Origin of the sequence: Amycolatopsis suaedae (genome assembly GCF_004214935.1) — a bacterium.
GTDB lineage: Bacteria > Actinomycetota > Actinomycetes > Mycobacteriales > Pseudonocardiaceae > Amycolatopsis > Amycolatopsis suaedae.
Genome location: NZ_SFCC01000020.1, coordinates 1 through 20,379 on the forward strand (window position 1 = coordinate 1; position 20,379 = coordinate 20,379).

Consider the following 20,379-nt stretch of genomic DNA (forward strand, 5'->3'; position numbering starts at 1 on the left):
GAAACACCCGAACAGAAGCCCTCCGCGCCCTCAAACGACACCTCGCCCGCACCATCTACAACACACTCCAACCCACCAAACCCACCCACCACGCACCAAGCGCTTGACATAGGAACCCACCCACCACGCACCAAGCGCTTGACATAGGAGCAACTGCCGGAATGCAGAACTCGCGTGCGTGAGCGCAGAACTCACGATGTGGACGCCGTTCTCACCCGGTGCCGGTCGCCCGCGTGAACGGGCCGTTCGCGCGAGTCCTCCGTTCCCGACCCGCGAGTCGACCGTTCCGGACCCGCGAGTTGCACGTTCCCGCCCGTCTGGTCCCACTATCCGGCACGCCGGTTCCAGATCGCGGGACGACCTCGGGTGGCCGAACCGGCCACTCGCGCGGCCCTGCCGGGCCGGAACGCGAGTTTCGCGTTCCCGAACACGTCATTCGCGTTCCCGAACACGACACTCACCATCCGGACCCGGCGTCCCAGCCCGTGAACCCACCTGCACACCACCGGGCCATTCGCCGCGAGTCTCGTGTTCAGGAACGTGAGTCTCGCCTTCCGGAACCCGAATGACGCGCTCCGGACCACCCGACATTGCCGGGACCCTGACGTCACACGTAATGAAGGTGGCCTTCACGAGCTTGACCTCAGGCCCACGTCTCGCGATCCGGAACCGGCGCGCCGGACAGTGCAAGTTGCCGGGGCCCCTGGCGTCTGATGCCGTGAGGGCCCCCTTCACGGCAGGGGTCAGGAGGTGGCTGCGCGGCGCGCCTCGGTGGCGTCGGCGGCCGCGCGGACCGCCTTCGCCACGGCGGTGCACTCGTCGAAGGTCCGCTCCCGCAGCGCGGCCCGCACCTCCGGCACGGCCGGTGCCGACATCGACAGGCTGGTCACGCCCAGGCCGGCGAACACCGGCGCCAGGCCGGGGTCGGCCGCGGCCTCGCCGCAGATACCGACCGGCTTGCCCGCCCGCCTGCCCGCTTCGGCGACGGACGCGACCAGGTCGAGCAGCGCGGGCTGCCACGAGTCGAGCAGGTCGCCCAGCTCGCCGAGCATGCGGTCGGCCGCGAACGTGTACTGGGCCAGGTCGTTGGTTCCGATGCTGACGAAGTCGACCTCCGCCAGGATCGCCTCCGCCCGGATGGCCGCCGCGGGCACCTCGATCATCACGCCCGCGGCCAGGCCGTGGGCCCGCACCCGCGCGGCGAAGTCCGCCGCCTCGGCTGGCGTGGCGATCATCGGCGCCATCACCTTCACCTCGGCGTCGTGGTCGCCCGCCGCCAGCGCGATGGCCTCCAGCTGCGCGGCGAGCAGCTCGGGGTGCCTGCGGGCGATGCGCTGACCGCGTACGCCCAGTGCCGGGTTCGGCTCGTCGTCGGCGTTGGCGAACGGCACCGGCTTGTCCGCCCCGGCGTCGAGCGTCCGGATCACCACCGGCCTGCCGGGGAAGGCGGCGAACACCTCGCCGTAGGCCGTGCGCTGCTCGGCCACCGAGGGCGCCTGCTCCCGGTCCAGGAACAGGAACTCGGTGCGGAACAGGCCGACGCCCTCGCTGTCGCCCGCCTCGGCCGGGCCGCCGCCGACGTTGAGCAGCAACGCGACCGGATGCCCGTCCGACGTCGAGCCCGGGCCGCTGTAGCGGGCCAGCCGTTCCCGGCGTTCCCGTGCCTTGCCCTCGACCGCGTCCAGCAGGTCCTGGCCGGGGTCGAGCACGACCGTCCCGGCGTCGCCGTCGACGATCACGACCGTGCCGTCGGCGACCTCCAGCGCGCCGGCGCAGCCGACGACCGCGGGGATGCCGAGCGAGCGGGCCAGGATCGCGGTGTGGCTGGTCTGGCCGCCCTTCTCGGTGACGATCGCGCGGACCTTCGCCGGGTCGAGCGTCACGGTGTCGGCGGGGGCGAGGTCGACGGCGATCAGCACGAACGGCTCACCGGGATCCGGGATGCCCGGTGGCTGTTCACCGAGCAGTCCGGCGATGGCACGGTCACGCAGGTCGGCGAGGTCGGTGGCCCGCTCGGCGAGGTATCCGCCGGCGGCGCGCAGCGCCGCCAGGTGCCCGGAGAAGGCCTGCTCGACGGCCCACGCCGCTGGCCTGCCGCCGTCGACGGCGTCGTCGATCCCCTGTGCCAGCGTGGGATCGCGCACCATCATCACCTGGGTGGACAGGATCTCGGCCGCCTCGCCGGTGACCGACTCACCCCGCCGTTCCAGGTCGGCGGCCACCTCCTCCAGCGCGGCCTTCGCCGCCGACTTCTCGCCGTCCGGGTCGGCCGGCGCGGGCCAGGACTCCGGCAGCACCGGCGCCGGGCGCATCCGGGCCATGACCGCTCCGGCGGCCCCCGGGCTGGCCGGGCTTCCGCGCAGTTCGCCGCTCACCACGAGACTCCTTCTAGGCGTGTGCCGGTTCGATGGTCACCTTGATGGCCTGCCCGCTGGCGACGGTGTCGATCGCCTCGAGCACACCGTCCAGCGGCAGGCGGTGGGTGATCAGATCGTCCACCGGCACCGCGCCGGACGCGATCAGCTCCAGCGCCTGCTTGTTGTGGTCGGGGCTGGACCCGTTGGCGCCGTAGATCGTCAGCTCGCGGTAGTGCACGAGGTTCGAGTCGCAGGCGATGATCGGGTTGTCCTTGGGCAGGCCGCCGAAGAAGCTGATCCGGCCGCGCCGGGCCGCCATCTTCAGCGCGTCCTCCTGCGCCTTGCCCGCGGCTGCCGCCGTGATGATCACGTCGGCGCCCCGGCCGCCGGTCAGCTTCAGGACCTCCTCGATGGGGTCGGTCTCCGAACCGCAGATCGCGGCGTCCGGCTTGACCAGGTTGGCCGCCATGTCCAGCCTGCCGCGGTTGAGCTCGACCAGGTAGACGGCCTCGGCACCGCGGGCGCGGGCCAGCCGGACGTGCAGGCAGCCGATCGGGCCCGCACCGGTGACCACCACGACGTCACCCTTGCCGACCTGGGCGAACTCCTGGCCGTTGAGCACGCACGCCAGCGGCTCGGCGACCGAGGCCTCGGCGTAGGACAGGCCGTCCGGGATGCGGTTGAGGCCGTCGACGCGCAGCACCTCGTCCGGCACGATCATGTACTCGGCGAAGCCACCGTCGAAGTGGTAACCCATCGAGAGCTGGTTGGGGCAGATCGTCCGCCAGCCACGCTCGCAGTCGGGGCACTGTCCACACGGGATGGCCGCGATCACCTGGACGCGGTCGCCGGGTGCCCAGCCGGACACGTCCGAGCCGACCTCGACGACCTCACCGGCGATCTCGTGCCCGATCACCCTCGGCGGGTCGATGTGGTGGTGCCCGTGGCGGTAGATCTTCAGGTCCGTGCCACAGGTGGACGTGTTGTGCACCCGGATCTTGACCTGGTCAGCGGCGGGAGCAGGCTCGGGGGCCTCCTCGATCCGGATGTCTCCGGGGGCGTAGAAGCGGGCCACCTTCACTGCACTGTCTCCTCGTCCATCGACTGCAGAATGCCAACGATCGTCTCCGGGCTGTCCGCCCCGCGCAGCCGTGCGGCCGCGTCGGCGTCGAGCAGGACCTGGGCCAGCGACGACAGGATGCCGACCTGCTCGCTGCCCTTGGCGGCGATGCCGACACACAGCCGCACGTCGTTGCCGTTCCAGTCCACCCCGTCGGGGAACTGCAGCACGGCCAGCGCGGTGCGCTTGACGTGCGCGCGGGAGGCGTCGGTGCCGTGCGGGATGGAGACTCCCTCACCGACGAAGGTGGAGACCATCTCCTCCCGCTCCAGCATCGCCTCGACGTACTCCGGCTCGACCGCGCCGACCTCCACCAGGGTCGCGCCGACCTGGCGGATCGCGTCGGTCTTGTTCTCGGCCCGCTGCGCCAGCTTGATGGCGCCGTCGGGCAGCAGGTCGGTCATCGCCTGCGCTCCTTTCGGTTGGGGTCGGACCCCGGTCACGATCCCCGGGTGATCCCGCGGTCGGCGTTCACCGAGGCGTGCAGCCGCGCCGGGTGGGCGGCCACGTCCTCGGGAGTCGGCATGGTGCTGCCCGGCAGCGACACCGCCGCGGCACCCCAGGCCACGGCCGCGCGCAGCGCGTCCGGGCCGTGCCCGCCCGCGGCGAGGAAACCGGCGAGCATCGCGTCGCCCGCGCCCACCGAGCTGGCGGCCTCGGCCTCCGCCTCGGCGTGCCAGGCGCCGTCGCCGTCGACGAGCAGCGCGCCGTCGCGGCCGAGGCTGGCCAGCACCGCTCCGGCACCGGCGGCCCGCAGCTCGCGTGCCGCGGCGACCACCTCGCCGAGTGTCCGCAGTGGACGGTCGACGGCTTCCTCCAGCTCCTCGTGGTTGGGCTTGACCAGCGCGGGCCCGGCGGCGACGGCTGCCCGCAGCGCGGGTCCGCTGGTGTCGACCGCGACCTCGACGCCGAGCATGCGCACCAGCCCGGCGTAGAAGTCGGCGGCGACGCCCGGCGGGAGGCTGCCCGCCGCCACCACCCAGGACGCACCCGCGACGCTGTCCAGCACGGCGTCGCGCAGGGCGCGGACCTCGGCCGGGCTGAGCCGCGCGCCGGCCTCGTTGAGCTTGGTGACGGTGGCGTCCGGTTCGACGACGCTGATGTTGCTGCGTACCGGGTCGGCCACCGGGACGTGCACCACGTCGATGCTGTAGTCGGTGAGCAGGCCGATGAGCTGCGCGCCCTCGTGCCCGCCGGCGGGGACGACGGCGCGGGCCTTGTGCCCGTTGCGCACGAGCGCCCTGGCGACGTTGATGCCCTTGCCACCCGGCTGTACCCGCACCTGGGAGGCGCGGTGCAGGCCGCCGCGGACCAGCGTCGGGACCTCAACGGTCCGGTCGACACTGGGGTTGGCCGTCACCGTGACGATCACCGTCGCACCGCCCTTCGTGGCCTTGGACTTGGTTTTAAGTGATTTTGCATGTGTTCGAGTTGTTTTGCAAGCCCTAGAACAAAGAACCAACAGAGAACAACGCACACGGTAACGGCTGGCCACGCGCCAAGGTATGTGGTTTTCTGTGGGAAACCGGGTGTAGACGGGATGAGGTGCCAAATGTACGCCGAGGAGCGCCAGCAGGTCATCCTGGAGCGGGCGCGCGCCAAGGGCCGCGTGGACGTCGCCGCGCTGGCCGACGACTTCGCCGTCACCACGGAGACCATCCGCAGGGACCTCACCGTGCTGGAGCGGCACGGCGTCCTGCGGCGCGTGCACGGCGGGGCCATTCCGGTGGAACGGCTGGGGTTCGAGCCCGCGGTCTCCACGCGGGAGAACGTGATGACCACCGAGAAGGACCGGATCGCCAAGGCGGCGCTGGCCGAACTTCCCTCGGAGGGCACGATCCTGCTCGACGCCGGGACCACCACGGCCAAGCTCGCCGAGGCGCTGCCCAGTGACCGCGAGCTGACCGTCGTCACACACTCGGTGAACATCGCGCTGGCGATGGCGACCCGGCCCAACCTGACGGTCATGCTGGTCGGCGGCAGGCTGCGCAGCCGCACGCTGGCCTCGGTCGACGCGTGGGCGCTGCAGGCGCTCAAGGACGTCTTCGTCGAGGTGGCGTTCATGGCGACCAACGGGTTCTCCCCCGAGCGCGGCCTGACCACGCCCGACCCGGCCGAGGCCATGGTCAAGCGCGCGGCCATCAACTGCGCCCGGCGGTGCGTGCTGCTGGCCGATCACACCAAGGTCGGCAACGACCATTTCGCCCGTTTCGCCGACCCCGGCGACATCGACACGTTCATCACCGACACCGGCATCGACGACGCCGTGGCCGGTGAGATCGCCGCCCTGGGGCCCCGCGTGGTGAAGGTCTAGCGAAGACGCGAGGCGAGGACCGCGGTGGCGACCGCGGCCACGGTACTGACGGCGAACGCGTAGCCGCCGAGCGGCTGGACGAGGACGCTGACGCCGAGACAGAACGCACTGAACCCGAACAGGCCGGTCAGCGCCCCGGCGAGGGTGCGCGCGACCATGGCGGGTTCGCCGCCCGCGTGGACGAAGCCCGCGACGACGCTCAACGCGACCGGAAAGGGCGCCAGCAGACCGGTCCAGTCCGGACCCAGCGCGCTGGACGCGGACGTGACCGCGACGACCAACGCCGCGGTGGCGACGGCGCGGCCGGGCAGGTCCCACCGCGACCACGGTCGTGCCGTCCCGGCGGGTTCCCGCTCCGGCATCGCCGCCATCGCCGCCACGGTGGCGGCCACGGCCAGCCCCAGGCCGGCGAGCGCGGGGACGTCGAGCCACGACAGCCCGGCGTCCACGGCGAGGACCACGAGCCAGCTGACGGCCAGCGTCACCGGCCAGGCGAACCGTCGTGCGGCACGCGCGAAGACCACGGCGAACACGGCGAGCGAGACGACCCCGAGCAGCGAGGCGGCGGACGCCTCCGCCGTGAACTCCGCGCCGTGCTGCAGGAAGGTGATGAACAGAACCGGCCCGGCCACGACGGGTAGCGCGACGAGGATGCCCGCGACCCCCGGCCCCCACCGCCTGCCCGCCAGCGTCGACCCGACGACCAGCACCGGGGCCAGGAACAGCTTCAGCAGCAGTACCACCACTTGCCGTGATCCTGCCAGACCCACCCGGCCCGCGGTGTCAGGTCACGGGCCTCCTGCGGGTCGCCAGCACCAGCGCGGTACCGGCCAGCAGCAGCGTCAGCCCCGCCGGGACGAGGAACCAGGGCAGCCCGGTGGCGGCCAGCCCGCCGGACGGGCGGAACTTCACCGGCGGGACCAGGTTCTGCCCCGCGCCGCCGGTACCGCCCGGCCCGGAACCGGCCGCGCCGCCCAGGCCGGGCAGCGTCGAGCACTCCGCCCCCAGCGCCACCGACACCGGGTCCAGCGGCGTACCCGCGGTGTAGAACCCGCCGAACGCCTCGGGGCTGGTCAGGCTCGCCGCGATCCCGGTGAACGCCACGACGCCGGGCTTGTCCGCCCGCGTGGCCGCGCCCAGGTCCAGCGTGGCCAGCGCCACCCCGGTCTGCTTGACCGGCTTCGCGGGCGCCTTCGGGTCGGTGACCCGCAGTTCCATGTCGGCGAACAGGGCGCCCGCCGTACCGGTGACCTTCACCCGGGGATTGGCCAGCACCAGCGTGAAGAAGTGCGCCGGGTAGGCGAACGTCACCGAACCGCCGAAGTTCGCGGTGAGCTCCCCCGGCGCGCGGTAGTCGGCTGAGCCGAACGGGAAGCGGTACGCCTCACCCGCCACCTCGGCGCCACCACCGGCGGTGATGCTGTTTCCCGGCTTGCCACCGACGTATTGCCGGAAGCTCTTCTTCAGCCCCCACAGCAACTCGCCCTTGACCGCGCCGCCCGGCTGGAGTGCACAGTCCGGCGCACCGGGCTGCCCGGCGGCGACCGTGAACGTCGCGCGCACCGGTTTCGCCGACACGGCACCGACGGCGACCAGCGTGTGCTCACCGGCCCGCAGCCCGGCCGGGATCGGGACCTCGGCGAGGAACGCGCCCGCCGCCCCGGCCGTGGCCCGGCTCTGGCCCGCCTCGCTGTCCAGGGTGACCTGTTCGCCCGGCACGAACCCGGCACCGGCGACGGCCAGCTTCCCGCCCGGCGTCACCGGCGCGGGCGGCAGCACCAGCGCCGGCTCGCCGCCCGGCTGCCCCGGGTCGGCCGTGCCCTCGAACAGGACCGCACCCGCGTCCAGTTCGGTACCGGGCTCGTAGAACCCGGCGAACGAGTCCGCGCCCTCCTTGGTGAGCACGGCCGACGCGATCGTGGCCCGCACGTTCTTCCCGTCCTGCACCGGCGCCCCGGCGAACTTCAGGTCGGCCAGCGTCACCCGGGTCGGCGGCTGCACCTTCTCCGGTTTCTCCGCGGTGCCGTAGAACGCGTAGTTCACCGTGGCCCGCAGCGTGCCGGTGCCGTCACCGGCGAACGTCACCTCGGGGTCGGCGACGCCGTAGTCCCAGATGTAGTGCGACGGCACCGCGAACCGTGCCGTCCCGGTGAACGTGACGCGGCCTTTCGTGCCGTCGAAGGACGCCGACGCCACCGGCCACTGGAACGGCTTCGGCTTGACCCACCGCGGATCCGGGTCCTCGACGACACCGCCGCTCAACGTGGTCGAGCCGCCGAACCGCGTCACGTAGTCGCGCCACGCCTTGCGGAACCCCCACCGCAGCCCGGGATCCGACGTGCTGGGCGGCGGCTGGACGACGATTCCCTTGAACGCCAGCGGGTTCACGGTGTCCCAGGTGGTCGCCGTGCTACGCCAGCCGAACGTGTACACGGCGAACGGCTTCGCACCGGCGTCGTGCCGCACGCCGTCGGTGCCGTCGTAGCGGGCCTTGATCTTCGCGGTGGTCTGCCAGGTGCCGTCCGCGTTCAGCTTCACCTGGAGCCCGACCGGGTCGGCCTTGATGAGCCTGGTGAGCTGGTGTCCCGTCGTCGTGCCGGGATCACGCAACGTCGGCAGGTCCGGGCCGATGCGCAGGCCGTAGCCCTTGCCGTCGTTGCCGGCCGGGTCGAACCCGGTGCCGCGGATGGTGACGGTCGTGCCGCCGTCGGGGTCCAGCTCGGCCGACGGGGTGACGGTGACCGCCGGCGTCCACTGCTGCGCGGACGCCGTCGCGGGCACCACCGGTGCCGCCACCAGGACGGCGGCCAGCACCGCCAGAACACGTCTACTCATCGGTCCCTCCCAGATTTCTGCGCCTGCGCAGCCACAGCAGCGTCCCGGCACCGGCCGCGAGCAGCACACCGCCGCCCGACGCGGCGGCCACCGGCACCCAGCCCGGCGTGCTCTCGGGTTCCGGTGCCGCCACCGGCGCGACCGGCGGCTGCGCGGGTGGCGGCGGGGGTGGTGGCGGCGGTAGCGGTGTCGCCGACGTCGTCGGGGCGGCCGTGCTGCTGCTCGGTGTCGCCGACGTCGGCGGCGCGGCGGGCGCGGCCTGCCTCGGCACCGCGAACGACACCGGCGTGAACGTCTCGTTGGTGGTGTTGACGACGCCGTGCGCGCCGATGGTGATCACGCCGCAGCGCACCTTCGTGCAGTCGACGTCGACGACGTTGCCGTCCCGGTCGGCGGTGCGGAACCGGGCGCCGGGCACCACAAGCTGGGTGCTCCACGTTCCGTCCGCGGCCACCACCCCGCCGTTGGCGGCGGACTCGGTGTCGCTGCCAGGGAAGGCGACGAACCGCTGGAAACCGTTGTTGTCCTTGGCTTCGCTGTCCTGCACGTAGCGGTAGGTCGCCCCGGCGGAGCCGCCCTGGCTGGGCCGCCACGCGCCGTCGGCGACCCAGCCGAAGAACACGTACACCCCGCCGTAGGCCTTGGAAATCGACTGGAACCCGCTGCCGCGCAGGGTCAGCACGGTGGCGTACTCGGGGTCGGCGGTGGCCGGTGACACGGCGACACTCGCGCCGGCCGCCGAGGCCGGCAGCGGCGCCGCCAGCGCCATCACGGCGACGGCCGTCGCTAACTTTCTCATGGTGTGCTCCTGATTTCTGCCCGCAACGGGAGGACGAGCGGCCGTCCTGTTCTCGGGTGTTCGATGACCTCGACCGGGTGCCGGTAGACCTCGCTGAGCAGCTCGGCCGTACACACCCGCTCGGGCGGCCCGACGGCGGCGATCCGGCCGCCGTCGAGCACGGCGATCCGGTCGGCGTACCCGGCGGCGACGGCGAGATCGTGCACCACCAGCAGCACCCCGGCACCGGTGGCCGCCCGCGCCGTGGCCAGCCGCAGGACCTCCTCCTGGCGCCGCAGGTCGAGTGCGGCGGTGGGCTCGTCGAGCAGCAGCAGCGGGGTGTCCTGGGCGAGCACGCGGGCCAGCGCCGCCCTGGCCTGCTCGCCGCCGGACAACGTCGGGTACCGGCGCCGCGCGAACGTCGTCAGCTCGGTGTCGGCCAGCGCCGCGGCGACCAGGCGGTCGTCGTCGGACTCGGCGGCGGTGCCCGCCCACGGCGCGCGTCCCATCCGCACGATCTCGCCGACCTCGAACGGGAAGCTGACCGGGTTGTGCTGGGGCAGCACAGCCCGGTGCCGGGCCAGCGCGCGAGCGGACCACTCGCGCAGCGGCCGCCCGCCCGCGGTGACCGTGCCGGTGCCCGGGGCGCGGTCACCGGCGAGCACCGCGAGCAGGGTCGACTTGCCCGCACCGTTCGGCCCGACCAGTGCCAGCACCTCGCCGGGGCGCACGGCCAGCGACACTCCGTCCAGCAGCGTCCTGCGGCCGGCCACCACGCCGACGTCGCGTGCTTCCACCAGCGGCGTCATGCCCAGCCTCCGGACTGGCGCCGGGTCCGCAGCAGCAGCCAGAAGAAGAACGGACCGCCGATCAGTCCGGTGAGGATGCCGATCGGCAGGTCCGCGTGTTCCACCGCGGTCCTGGCGAGCAGGTCGGCCGCGGCGAGCAGCAGCGCGCCGCCGAGCAGGCTGGCCGGGACCAGTACGCGGTGGCCGGGGCCGAGCACCATCCGCAGCAGGTGCGGCACGACCAGCCCGACAAACGCGATGATCCCCGAGTACGACACGGCGGCGGACACCGCCAGCGCCACCACGACGATCGTGACCTGCCGCAGCCGCTCGACGTCGACGCCGAGATGCCGCGCCTGCCGGTCCCCCAGCGCCAGCAGGTCCAGCCGCCGCGACAGCGCCACCGCCACGACGACGGCCACGGCGGCCACCGGCGTGATCGTCCACACCGCCTGCCAGCGGGCCGAGGCGAGCGAACCCAGTTGCCAGAACACGATCTGCTCCCTGGCGGCCTGGTCGCCGAGGAACATCAGCAACGCGATCACGGCGCCGGCGACGGCGTTGACCGCGATACCGGTCAGCAGCAGCGTGACCACCTCGGTCCGGCCGCGCGAGCGCGACAGCAGGTAGACCACCACCGCGGTGACCAGCCCGGTGGCGAACGCCAGCCCGGGCGTGGTGAACGCGCCGAGGAACGTCCAGCCGGACACGATGGACAGGCAGGCCCCGACGGCCGCCCCGGACGAGACGCCGACGACGGCGGGCTCGGCCAGCGGGTTGCCGAACAGCCCCTGCATCAGGGCACCTCCCACCCCGAGCACGCCGCCGACCAGCAACGCCATCAGCACGCGGGGAAAGCGGACCTGCCACAGCGTGGCCTCGGCGAACCGGTCCGCCGGCGGCGTCGCCCAGTCCAGCCCCAGCCAGTGCAGGACCGAGCCCGCGACCTCGCCCACCGGGATGCCGAACTGGCCGGACGCGGCCGACACCAGGCTCACCGCCACGATGCCGGCCACCAGCAGCCCGAACAGCAACCCGGTGCGCAGCCTGCGCGGCGCCGCCTCCGGTACGACGGGTCTGACGGGCTCCCGGACGGTGGCGGTCATGCCGCGGGCCCCGGTGCGTAGAGCGCCCTGGCCAGTGCGTCCAGCACGGCGGGCGTGAGCGGGCCGAAGCCGAGGATCTGGTGATCGGCCATGTCGACGAACCGGCGGTGCTGCGCGGCGGGCGTCTGCCCCACGCCGGGGATGCCGAGTGCGCCCTCCACACCGCCGACCGAGGCCAGTCCCTTGGTCATGGTGAGGATGACGTCGGGTCTGGCCCGCGCCAGCGCCTCCGCGTTGAGCGGGCGCATGCCCGTGGCGCCGATCTCCGCCGCCACGTCGACGGCGCCCAGCGCGCCGAGCAGCGAGTCGACCCCGGATCCCTTGCCGAACAGGTAGTACACGCCTGCCTGGCCACGCAGGTAGAGGAACACCACGCGGGGCCGCTTGGCCGGGTCGGCCGGCACCAGGCGCGCGATCTCCGCGCGCTTGGCGGCGATCTCGCCGTCCAGCCGGGTTGCCAGCCGCTCCCCGGTCTCCGGCACGCCCAGCGCGGCGGCGACCTGGCGCACGATGGCGCCGTTGTTGTCCATGCCGCGCCGGGAGTCCACGACGACCACCGGCACCCCGGCTGAACGCAGCTGGAGCACGACATCCCACGGCCCCAGGGTGGTGTCGGTGATGACGACGCTGGGCCGCAGGCGCAACGTCGCCTCTGCGTTGAGCTGATGGCCGTTGACCGTGACCAGCGGAAGCTCGCGGGCGGAGGGGAAGCCCGTGGCGACGTCCCTGCCGACCATCCGGTCGCCGAGCCCGAGGGCGAACACGGTCGCGCCGAGCGTGCCGGACATGTCGAAGGCCAGGATCCGGTTCGCGTCGGTGACCGTGACGCTCGTGCCCTGATGGTCGGTCACGGTCACCGGAAGGCGAGGAACCGGTTTGTCGACCGGCGTGATGTCGGGCTGGTCCACCACGGCGGTGGCCGGGCCGTGCTGGGTCCGCGGGTCGGCCAGCGGGGTGAGCGCACTCAGCGGCGGCCGCAGTGCCTGCGGCGCGGCACCGGGGTCGCCCGGCATCGCGCACCCGGTCAGGGTCATGGCGGCCGCCAGCACCACGGCCCACCGTCTTCCGCGCATCCCGCCCCCACTTTTCGTTTAGGTGAGCCTAACCATAGCGTGCCTAGCCTAAGTAAGGTTAGGCTCACTTCGCTTGTTGCTGATCACAGCGACAGTGGACAACTCGACAACTGGAGAAAGGGGACCGCCCCGATGCCGACCCTGCCGAGACGGCTGGCCACGACCACGCTCGCACTCACCGCCACCGCCGCCTCACTGCTCGCCCTCGGCGGAACGGCGCTCGCCGCACCCGGCAGCGCCAACCGCAACGGCCACACGCTCAGCGCGTCCAACGCCACCGGCCTCGCCGCGGCCGGCGAGACGATCACCGTGACCGGCACCGGGTACAACCCGCAGCAGGGCTACTACGTGGTGCTGTGCCAGGTGCCCGAGGACTTCTCCTACGGCGAGAAGCCCGGCCCCTGCGCCGGCGGCGACGGCCAGGGCTCCGGCGGGGTCGGCCCATCGGCGTGGGTGACCAACACGCCGATCGGCGGCAACCCGTCCTACCCGATCGCGGCGGACGGCAGCTTCACCGCGCGGATCCACGTCAAGCAGGTCACCGGCGGTCTCGACTGCGGCGTGGTCACCTGCGCCATCGTGTCGCGCCGTGACCACTGGGCAGCGAACAACCGCGACGCCGACGTGTTCATCCCGGCGACGTTCGGCTGACCCTCGAAGACGCCGCGCCGCCTGCCCCGGTCTACTTAGGACACCTAGGACACCGAGATCGGGCGCAGGCGGCGCGGACCAGTGTCCGGGCGCGACGGCGGCGGTCCCAGCACCATGCGGGCGTTGGCGACGAACGCGCCCTCCGGCGAGGCCAGGATCGGGTCCAGCACCAGCGACCGCACCTCGGGGTTGTCCTCGGCCAGCGCGGCCACCCGCAGCACCATGTCCTGCAGTGCGGCCAGATCCGCGGGCTCGTCACCGCGGTAGCCGGTGAGCAGCGGCGCCGTACGTGGCTCGCGGATCAGCGTCGCCGCGTCGACGTCGGTCAGCGGCACCGCCCGGTAGGCCCGGTCCCCCAGCAGGTTGCTCACCAGGCCGGACAACCCGAACGACACCAGCGTGCCGAACGAGGGGTCGTCCTGCAGGCCGATCACACAGGACAGTCCCTTCGGCGCCATCGCCTGGACGTAGACCTCCTCGTCACCGGAGATCTCGGCGAGTGCCGCGTAACTGGTGCGCACGCCCTCCTCCGACGTCAGGTCCAGCCGTACCCCGGCCAGGTCGGGACGCCCGCGCAGGCGCTCGTCGACGGCCTTGAGGGTCACCGGGTAACCGAGTTCGGCCGCCGCGGCGACCGCCTCGTCCGGCGAGGAGACCACCCGGAACGCGACCACGTCGATGCCGTAGCAGCCGAGCACCCGCACCACGTCGGCGTCGGACAGCATGGTGGTCTTGCCGTCCTCGGCCTCCAGCAGTTCCCGCACCACCACCTGCGCCTGCTCGGCGTGCAGGCCGGCGGGCCGGGTCAGCGAGCCCTGCGGGCGCTGCCGCCACGCGGCGTAACGCACCACCCTGGCCAGCGCGTTCACCGCGCGCTCCGGGCTCGGGTAGGACGGCACCGAGCCCCGCGTCGGCGCGCCGTCCTCGGACAACACGGCCAGCTCGTCGGGTACGCCCTCGGCGGCCAGGAACGTCGACACGATCGGCTTCCCGTGCGGCTGCGCGGACACCACCTCCCGCAGCGCGCGGGCGTAGCTGGTGCCGGGGATCGCCAGTGGCGGCGCGAACACCGCGACCAGTGCGTCGGTGTCCGGCGAGACCAGCGCCTCCCGGACGGCTTCGGCGAACTCCTCGGGTGTGGCCTGCGGCCCGACGTCGACCGGGTCGAACGCCAGCCGCAGCCCCTGCGCCCGCGCCGTGTCGGCGGCCAGCAGGCCGATGGCGCTGGAATTGCCGACGATGCCGACCCTCGGCCCCGACGGCAGCGGCTGGTGGGCGAACACCAGCGCGGTGTCGAACAGCTGCGCCAGCGTGTCCACCCGCACCACGCCTGCCTGCTCGAACAGGGCCTGCACGCTGGACTCGTCGACGTCGGTGGACGTCGCCGCAAGGCCCGGCCGGACCGCGTGCCGTCCCGACTTGACCGCCACGATCGGCTTCGTGCGGGCCAGCCGCCGCGCCAGGCGGGCGAACTTGCGCGGGTTGCCGAACGACTCCAGGTACAGCAGCACGAGATCGGTGGCCGGGTCGGTCTCCCAGTACTGCAGCAGGTCGTTGCCGGACACGTCGGCGCGGTTACCGGCCGAGACGAACGTCGACAGCCCCAGCCCGCGTGCCTCGGCGTCGGCGAGGATGGCCGAGCCGAGCGCGCCGGACTGGCAGAAGAACCCGGTGCGCCCGCGGGCAGGCAGCCGGGGTGCGAGGGTGGCGTTGAGCCGCACATCGGGCGCGGTGTTGAGGACGCCGAGCGCGTTGGGGCCCACCACCCGCATGCCGTGTGCCCTCGCCTCGCCGACCAGGCGCAGCTCGGCGTGCAGGCCGTGCGGGCCGGACTCGGCGAAGCCGCCGGACACGATCAGCAGCGTCTTCACGCCCTTGGCCAGCGCACCGTCCAGCACGGACTCGACCTGGTCGGCGGGCACGGCGACGACCGCGAGGTCGACCGGGTCGGGGATGTCGACCACCGAGGGGTAGGCCCGCACGCCGCGCACCGAGCGGTGCTCCGGGTTGACCGGGTACACGGTGCCCGCGAAGTCGGCCGACAGCAGGTTGGTGAGCACCGCGTAGCCGACCTTGGTGGGATCGGTGGAGGCGCCGATCACCGCGACCGAGCCGGGATGCAGCAGGTTGTGCACGCTGCGTGCTTCTGCGGCCTGCTCCCGCGAGCGGGCCACCGCCAGCGACTCCTCGGTGGGGTCGATGGCGAACTCGAGGTGGACCACGCCCTCCTCGAACGCCCTGCTGACCTCGTAGCCCGCGTCCCGGAACACCCGGACCATCTGGGCGTTCTCCGCCAGTACCTCGGCGACGAACCGGCGCAGGCCGGACTCCGACGCCGCGGCGGCGAGGTGTTCGAGCAGGATCGAACCGAGTCCGCGGCCCTGGTGGGCGTCGTCGACCACGAAGGCCACCTCGGCCGAGTCGCCGCCGTCGATGCGCTCGTAGCGGCCGACGGCCACGATGTCGTCGCCGAGGAACGCGGCGAACGCCACCCGGTCGTGGTGGTCGACGACGGAGAACCGCTCCAGGTCGCGCTGCGGGATCCGCGGGTAGGCGCCGAAGTACCGCAGGTAACGGGTGCGGTCGGAGAGCCGGGAGTGCAGTGCGACGAGCCCGTCGGCGTCGTCGGGGACGACGGGGCGCAGGTGCACGGTGCCCCCGTCGGACAGCAGCACGTCGGCTTCCCACTCGCGGGGATAGTCGAAGGGATCCCTGGCCATGTGTCAGTCCCTCGGATCGTCCGGGTCGAGTCCGTGCAGCGGGAAGACCGCCCGCCGGGTGTCCCGGATGGCGACGTCGACCGTCTGGTCCTGCCCGTCGCCCCACGGCGCGTACCCGGTGTCCGCGCCGTCGGACATGGTCACCGGCGTCTCGGTGTGCGGCGCTGCCCTGCGGACGGTGTCCAGCCAGCCCGGCGGCAGCGGGGTGTCCGGGGCGATGTCGCGGTCGAGGACGGTGGCGATCAGGTGCGTCCACGACCGGGGCACGACCCGCACCAGCTGGTAGCCGCCACCGCCGACGGCCAGCCACCGGCCGCCGGTGTGGCGCTCGGCGAGGTCGCGCAGCGTCCGGTAGATGGTGCGGTGGCCGTCCACCGTGAGCGCCAGGTCGGCGAGCGGGTCCACGTCGTGGGAGTCCACACCGCACTGGCTGACCAGGATCTGCGGTTCGAACTCGGCCAGCAGCGAGGGCACCACGGCGTGGAACGCCCGCAGCCAGCCGCCGTCGCGGGTCCGCGGCGGCAGCGGGATGTTCACCGACGTGCCTTCGGCCTTGCCGCTGCCGGTCTCCGACGAGTAGCCGGTGCCGGGGAAGAGCGTGAACGGGTGCTGGTGCAGCGACACGGTGAGCACGCGGGGGTCGTCGTAGAACGCGGCCTGCACGCCGTCGCCGTGGTGCACGTCGGTGTCCACATAGGCCACCCGGTCGAACCCGTTCTCCAGCAACCAGGAGATGGCCACCGAACAGTCGTTGTAGACACAGAAACCGGACGCCCGGTCACGCATCGCGTGGTGCAGCCCGCCCGCGATGTTGACCGCCCTGGTGGCCTCGCCGGTGGCGAGCTTGCGCGCCGCCAGCATGGTGGAGCCGACGACCAGCGCGGAGGACTCGTGCATCTGGGAGAAGACCGGATTGTCCGGGGTGCCCAGGCCGTGGCCGACGTCCCAGCCGGCCAGCGGCGCCTGCTTCACCGCCTCCAGGTACTCGGCCGAGTGCGCGCGGTACAGCTCGGCCTCGCCGGCCGGTTCGGGGACGAGCAGCTCGACACCGTCGAGCACACCCAGCTCGGTGGCCAGGCGGATGGTCAGCTCCAGCCGGACGGGGTTGAACGGATGGTCGCCGCCCAGGTCGTAGCCCAGCAGCGCGCGATCCCAGACGACGGCGGATGGGTGCATGCGTCGAGGCTAGTGCTTTCGGAGTGTGTCGGTGAGAGCGACTACGATGAGTAGGGCGGACGAAGGGGACAGATGTGAACGAGCTCATCGACACCACCGAGATGTACCTGCGCACCATCTTCGAGCTCGAAGAGGAAGGTGTCGTCCCGCTGCGCGCCCGGATCGCCGAGCGCCTGCAGCAGAGCGGCCCGACCGTGAGCCAGACGGTGGCGCGCATGGAACGCGACGGCTTGGTGGTGGTGGCCGACGACCGGCACCTCAAGCTCACCGAGCACGGCCGCGAGCTGGCCATCGCGGTCATGCGTAAGCACCGGCTCGCCGAACGCCTGCTCGTCGATGTGATCGGCCTGGAGTGGGAGCACGTTCACCCGGAGGCGTGCCGCTGGGAGCACGTGATGAGCGAGGCCGTCGAGCGCAAGCTGGTGACGCTGCTGAACAACCCGACCACGTCGCCGTACGGCAACCCGATCCCGGGGCTGGACAAGCTGGGGGTCGGCGAGCCCGCTCCCGCGGCCGAGGCCGACCTGGTGCGGCTGGACGAGTTCGCTCGCGCCGGTGGCGGCAAGGTCGAGATCCGCCGTATCGCCGAGTACGTCCAGGAGGACGAGTCGCTGATGACGGAGCTGAAGGCGGTCGGGATGCTGCCGGGGCGGACGGTGTCGATCGGCAAGGCCAGCGGTGCGACCGCGGCCGTCGAGGTGTCCGGGGAGAGCAACACGGTCAAGATCGCGCCGACCGTGCTGCACGCCGTACTCGCCCAGGCCCAGTGAGCCGTCGGTGACCGAAGGTTTCGCGAGCTCGAACGGATCGACGCCGGCGGCCGAGGCCGCCGCCACGTTCACCGCGGTGCACGGCAGTGCACCCGCCGGCGTCTGGTCGGCCCCCGGCAGGGTCAACCTGATCGGGGAGCACACCGACTACAACGACGGCTTCGTGCTGCCGTTCGCCCTGCCGCACCGGATCGCCGCCGCCGCGGCGCCGCGTGACGACCAGCTGTTCACCGTCGCCACCCTCGGTTCGGACGGGCGGGTCCAGCGGGCGGCCCCGGTCGCCATCCCGGACCTGCGCCCCGGCGGAGTCGAGGGCTGGGGCGCCTACCCTGCCGGGATCGCCTGGGTGCTGCGGGACCAGGGCTACGACCGCGGTGCCGACGTGGTGCTCGCCGGTGACGTGCCGACCGGTGCCGGTCTGTCGTCGTCACACGCGCTGGAGTGTGCCGTGGCGCTCGCGCTGCTCGGCCTGGCCGGTGTCGAGCCCGGCCGGACGCCGGGCGCCCCGGAGCTGCCGGACATCGCCCGCTGGGTGCAGCGTGCGGAGAACGACTTCGTCGGGGCCCCCACCGGTCTGCTCGACCAGACGGCCTCGCTGCGCTGCACCGAGTCGCACGTGCTGTTCCTGGACGTCCGCAGCGGCGAGGCCGAGCAGATCCCGTTCGACGCCTCGTCGGCCGGGCTGGAGGTGCTGGTCATCGACACCCGCACCAAGCACTCGCACGCCGACGGCGGCTACGGCGAGCGCCGCAGGGGCACCGAGCGCGCGGCCGGGCTGCTGGGCGTGCCCGCCCTGCGTGACGTCGACCTGGCCGGGCTGCCGGCCGCGCTCGACGCGCTGCCCGCCGAACTCGGCCCGCTGGTACGGCACGTGGTCACCGAGAACCAGCGCGTGCTCGATGTCGTCGAGCTGCTGCGGGCAGGCCGCATGGCCGACATCGGCTCCGCACTCGACGCCTCGCACGTGAGCATGCGCGACGACTACCGGATCTCCTCCCCCGAACTCGACCTGGCGGTCGACTCGGCCAAGGAGGGCGGTGCGCTCGGCGCCCGCATGACCGGTGGCGGGTTCGGCGGTTCGGCGATCGCACTGGTGCGCTCCGCGGACGTCGACCAGGTGTCGAAGGCGGTGTTCGCCGCGTTCGACCGCGTCGGGCTGCGTGCTCCCCGCACGTTCCTCGGGGTGCCGTCGGCGGGCGCGGGCCGGGACTCGTAAACCGGTTCGACGCGGCGGGCCGGGCGCTGTTAACGTCCACCCCGTGTCGAGCCCAGAGGCATCCAGAATCCAGCCACCGGTCCTCCGGTGGCTGACCCCGCGTCGCTGACGCGTTCTCACTTCCGGCGCCGCACGCTGTGCAGCGTGCCGCCGGCAGCCGCCATCGGATCACCGGCCCGGGTCTCCCCGCGGCGGTGCGGCATGCTCCTTTCACTGTCCCGCCGCGGTTTCTCCTGTCGATTCCACGACACCCGCGGAGTTCACCGATGCCTCTTGCTGTCTACCTGCTCGGCCTGGCCGTCTTCACCCAGGGCACGTCCGAGTTCATGCTGTCCGGTCTGCTGCCCGACATCGCGGCCGACCTGGACGTCACCATCCCCGCCGCGGGGTGGCTGACCTCGGCGTTCGCCATCGGCATGGTGGTCGGCGCGCCGGTCATGGCCGTCGCCGGCCTGCGCTGGTCCCGCCGCCGCTGCCTCACCTCCTTCCTGATCGTCTTCATCGCCGTTCATGTCATCGGCGCGCTCACCACCAGCTACGCCGTGCTGCTGGCGACCCGGATCGTCGCCGCGCTGTCCAGCGCGGGCTTCTGGGCCACGGCGCTGGCGACCGCGACAGCCATGGTCGCCCCTGCCGCCCGCGGCCGGGCCACCTCGATCGTCGTCAGCGGCGTCACCGTCGCCTGCGTGGCGGGCGTGCCCGCCGGCGCGGTGCTCGGCCAGTACTGGGGCTGGCGGTCCGCGTTCTGGGCCGTCGCGCTGGTGTCGCTGCCCGCGCTCGTCGCGGTCGCCCGGTCCATTCCGGACGACCGGCCGGACCCGGGTGCGAGCGCCCGCGGTGAACTCCGCGCGCTGCGCAACCGACGCCTGCTGATCACCCTGTCGCTGGCCGCGCTGGTGCAGGGCGCGACCTTCTGCGCCTTCACCTACCTGGCACCGCTGCTGACCGGCGTCACCGGCCTCGCCACCGGCTGGGTGCCCGCGCTGCTGGCTCTGTTCGGAATCGGCTCCTTTCTCGGTGTCACCATCTCCGGCCGGCTGGCCGACCGCCGCCAGCACGCCGTGCTGGCGACCGGCATGGTCGCGTTGCTCATCGGCTGGTCGGTGTTCGCCCTCGCCGCGGCCGAGCCGGTGACCGCCGTCGTGCTCGTCCTCGTCCAGGGAGTGCTCGCTTTCGGTACCGGCTCGGCGCTGATCGCCAGGGTGTTCACCGTGGCGACCGAGGCCCCCACTCTCGCCGGCGGCCTCGCCACGGCCGCGTTCAACGTGGGCAGCACCATCGGCCCGTGGTTCGGCGGCCTCGCCATCGGCGCGGGAGCCGGGTTCCGTTCACCGTTGTGGGTGAGTGCCGCGCTGATGGCACTCGCACTCACGGTTGCCGCGGTCACCGTCGCGGCAACCCGGCGCGGGCCCGGACGTCAACAGGGTGGACACTGTGTGCCCACACCCGCCGATACCCCACCGCACTAAGGAGCC

The 20,379-nt window shown here is 72.9% G+C and carries 17 protein-coding genes; 5 read left to right on the forward strand and 12 right to left on the reverse strand.

The window, feature by feature from the left end:
* Positions 1 to 743 precede the first annotated feature (743 nt).
* The 4 genes from ptsP to pfkB are packed head-to-tail and all read right to left on the reverse strand — an operon-like array spanning position 744 to position 4,849.
* A complete protein-coding gene (gene ptsP / locus EWH70_RS31195; protein WP_420809110.1) occupies positions 744 to 2,378 on the reverse strand; it encodes a phosphoenolpyruvate--protein phosphotransferase in 1,635 nt (544 codons plus the stop codon).
* 10 nt (positions 2,379 to 2,388) lie between these two features.
* Complete coding sequence (locus EWH70_RS31200; protein ID WP_130479163.1) at positions 2,389 to 3,438, reverse strand: zinc-dependent dehydrogenase; 1,050 nt, start codon at positions 3,436 to 3,438, stop codon at positions 2,389 to 2,391.
* Positions 3,435 to 3,881: a PTS mannitol transporter subunit IIA gene (locus tag EWH70_RS31205; protein ID WP_130479164.1), complete on the reverse strand. Its 447-nt coding sequence runs from the start codon at positions 3,879 to 3,881 to the stop codon at positions 3,435 to 3,437. The genes EWH70_RS31200 and EWH70_RS31205 overlap by 4 nt, the downstream gene beginning before the upstream one ends.
* A 35-nt stretch (positions 3,882 to 3,916) precedes the next feature.
* Positions 3,917 to 4,849 (reverse strand): 1-phosphofructokinase, encoded by a 933-nt coding sequence (gene pfkB, locus EWH70_RS31210; protein WP_130479165.1) that lies wholly within the window; start codon positions 4,847 to 4,849, stop codon positions 3,917 to 3,919.
* Between the two features lie 180 nt (positions 4,850 to 5,029).
* Between pfkB and EWH70_RS31215 the strand changes: the two genes are divergently transcribed.
* Positions 5,030 to 5,791 carry a DeoR/GlpR family DNA-binding transcription regulator gene (locus EWH70_RS31215; protein WP_130479166.1) on the forward strand — a complete coding sequence of 254 codons (762 nt, stop codon included), beginning with the start codon at positions 5,030 to 5,032 and terminating at the stop codon, positions 5,789 to 5,791.
* On the opposite strand, the gene EWH70_RS31220 is transcribed toward EWH70_RS31215, so the two are convergent.
* Genes EWH70_RS31220 through EWH70_RS31245 form a run of 6 tightly spaced genes read right to left on the reverse strand, consistent with a single transcriptional unit; the run spans position 5,788 to position 12,371 of the window.
* Positions 5,788 to 6,537: a hypothetical protein gene (locus EWH70_RS31220; protein WP_205669339.1), complete on the reverse strand. Its 750-nt coding sequence runs from the start codon at positions 6,535 to 6,537 to the stop codon at positions 5,788 to 5,790. The two genes, EWH70_RS31215 and EWH70_RS31220, sit on opposite strands and share 4 nt — an antisense overlap.
* 37 nt (positions 6,538 to 6,574) lie before the next feature.
* Positions 6,575 to 8,626 (reverse strand): HtaA domain-containing protein, encoded by a 2,052-nt coding sequence (locus EWH70_RS31225; protein WP_130479167.1) that lies wholly within the window; start codon positions 8,624 to 8,626, stop codon positions 6,575 to 6,577.
* Positions 8,619 to 9,425, reverse strand: a complete 807-nt coding sequence (locus tag EWH70_RS31230; RefSeq protein WP_130479168.1) for a hypothetical protein — start codon at positions 9,423 to 9,425, stop codon at positions 8,619 to 8,621. The genes EWH70_RS31225 and EWH70_RS31230 overlap by 8 nt, the downstream gene beginning before the upstream one ends.
* Positions 9,422 to 10,213 carry a heme ABC transporter ATP-binding protein gene (locus EWH70_RS31235; protein WP_130479169.1) on the reverse strand — a complete coding sequence of 264 codons (792 nt, stop codon included), beginning with the start codon at positions 10,211 to 10,213 and terminating at the stop codon, positions 9,422 to 9,424. The genes EWH70_RS31230 and EWH70_RS31235 overlap by 4 nt, the downstream gene beginning before the upstream one ends.
* On the reverse strand, positions 10,210 to 11,298 hold the full coding sequence (locus EWH70_RS31240) for a FecCD family ABC transporter permease (protein WP_130479170.1): 1,089 nt from the start codon (positions 11,296 to 11,298) through the stop codon (positions 10,210 to 10,212). The genes EWH70_RS31235 and EWH70_RS31240 overlap by 4 nt, the downstream gene beginning before the upstream one ends.
* A complete protein-coding gene (locus EWH70_RS31245) occupies positions 11,295 to 12,371 on the reverse strand; it encodes a heme/hemin ABC transporter substrate-binding protein (RefSeq protein WP_130479171.1) in 1,077 nt (358 codons plus the stop codon). Before EWH70_RS31245 ends, EWH70_RS31240 begins: the two co-directional genes overlap by 4 nt.
* Positions 12,372 to 12,503: 132 nt before the next feature.
* Here EWH70_RS31245 and EWH70_RS31250 point away from each other — a divergent pair, with 132 nt between their 5' ends.
* Positions 12,504 to 13,022, forward strand: a complete 519-nt coding sequence (locus EWH70_RS31250; RefSeq protein ID WP_130479172.1) for a hypothetical protein — start codon at positions 12,504 to 12,506, stop codon at positions 13,020 to 13,022.
* Positions 13,023 to 13,066: 44 nt separating this feature from the next.
* Here the strand turns inward: EWH70_RS31250 and EWH70_RS31255 are convergent, their stop codons facing one another.
* Both EWH70_RS31255 and EWH70_RS31260 read right to left on the reverse strand, forming a co-directional pair.
* Positions 13,067 to 15,742 (reverse strand): bifunctional acetate--CoA ligase family protein/GNAT family N-acetyltransferase, encoded by a 2,676-nt coding sequence (locus EWH70_RS31255; RefSeq protein WP_130479173.1) that lies wholly within the window; start codon positions 15,740 to 15,742, stop codon positions 13,067 to 13,069.
* A gap of 3 nt (positions 15,743 to 15,745) precedes the next feature.
* Positions 15,746 to 16,918: an acetoin utilization protein AcuC gene (locus EWH70_RS31260; protein ID WP_130479174.1), complete on the reverse strand. Its 1,173-nt coding sequence runs from the start codon at positions 16,916 to 16,918 to the stop codon at positions 15,746 to 15,748.
* A gap of 74 nt (positions 16,919 to 16,992) precedes the next feature.
* Between EWH70_RS31260 and EWH70_RS31265 the strand changes: the two genes are divergently transcribed.
* The 3 genes from EWH70_RS31265 to EWH70_RS31275 all read left to right on the forward strand — a co-directional run bounded on the left by EWH70_RS31265 (position 16,993) and on the right by EWH70_RS31275 (position 20,373).
* Positions 16,993 to 17,688: an iron-dependent transcriptional repressor DtxR gene (locus tag EWH70_RS31265; RefSeq protein WP_130479175.1), complete on the forward strand. Its 696-nt coding sequence runs from the start codon at positions 16,993 to 16,995 to the stop codon at positions 17,686 to 17,688.
* A 7-nt stretch (positions 17,689 to 17,695) separates the two neighbouring features.
* A complete protein-coding gene (galK, locus tag EWH70_RS31270) occupies positions 17,696 to 18,904 on the forward strand; it encodes a galactokinase (RefSeq protein ID WP_130479176.1) in 1,209 nt (402 codons plus the stop codon).
* A gap of 266 nt (positions 18,905 to 19,170) precedes the next feature.
* Positions 19,171 to 20,373 carry a Cmx/CmrA family chloramphenicol efflux MFS transporter gene (locus tag EWH70_RS31275; RefSeq protein WP_130479177.1) on the forward strand — a complete coding sequence of 401 codons (1,203 nt, stop codon included), beginning with the start codon at positions 19,171 to 19,173 and terminating at the stop codon, positions 20,371 to 20,373.
* The last annotated feature ends 6 nt before the right edge of the window (positions 20,374 to 20,379 follow it).

What these genes read in the sequence shown, in the direction of transcription:
- EWH70_RS31245 (WP_130479171.1), bottom strand. Translation starts at nt 12,371, where the DNA reads ATGCGCGGAAGACGGTGGGCCGTGGTGCTGGCGGCCGCCATGACCCTG.
- EWH70_RS31235 (WP_130479169.1), bottom strand. Translation starts at nt 10,213, where the DNA reads ATGACGCCGCTGGTGGAAGCACGCGACGTCGGCGTGGTGGCCGGCCGC.
- EWH70_RS31230 (WP_130479168.1), bottom strand. Translation starts at nt 9,425, where the DNA reads ATGAGAAAGTTAGCGACGGCCGTCGCCGTGATGGCGCTGGCGGCGCCG.
- EWH70_RS31250 (WP_130479172.1), top strand. Translation starts at nt 12,504, where the DNA reads ATGCCGACCCTGCCGAGACGGCTGGCCACGACCACGCTCGCACTCACC.
- EWH70_RS31205 (WP_130479164.1), bottom strand. Translation starts at nt 3,881, where the DNA reads ATGACCGACCTGCTGCCCGACGGCGCCATCAAGCTGGCGCAGCGGGCC.
- EWH70_RS31260 (WP_130479174.1), bottom strand. Translation starts at nt 16,918, where the DNA reads ATGCACCCATCCGCCGTCGTCTGGGATCGCGCGCTGCTGGGCTACGAC.
- EWH70_RS31275 (WP_130479177.1), top strand. Translation starts at nt 19,171, where the DNA reads ATGCCTCTTGCTGTCTACCTGCTCGGCCTGGCCGTCTTCACCCAGGGC.
- EWH70_RS31225 (WP_130479167.1), bottom strand. Translation starts at nt 8,626, where the DNA reads ATGAGTAGACGTGTTCTGGCGGTGCTGGCCGCCGTCCTGGTGGCGGCA.
- EWH70_RS31215 (WP_130479166.1), top strand. Translation starts at nt 5,030, where the DNA reads ATGTACGCCGAGGAGCGCCAGCAGGTCATCCTGGAGCGGGCGCGCGCC.
- EWH70_RS31255 (WP_130479173.1), bottom strand. Translation starts at nt 15,742, where the DNA reads ATGGCCAGGGATCCCTTCGACTATCCCCGCGAGTGGGAAGCCGACGTG.
- EWH70_RS31240 (WP_130479170.1), bottom strand. Translation starts at nt 11,298, where the DNA reads ATGACCGCCACCGTCCGGGAGCCCGTCAGACCCGTCGTACCGGAGGCG.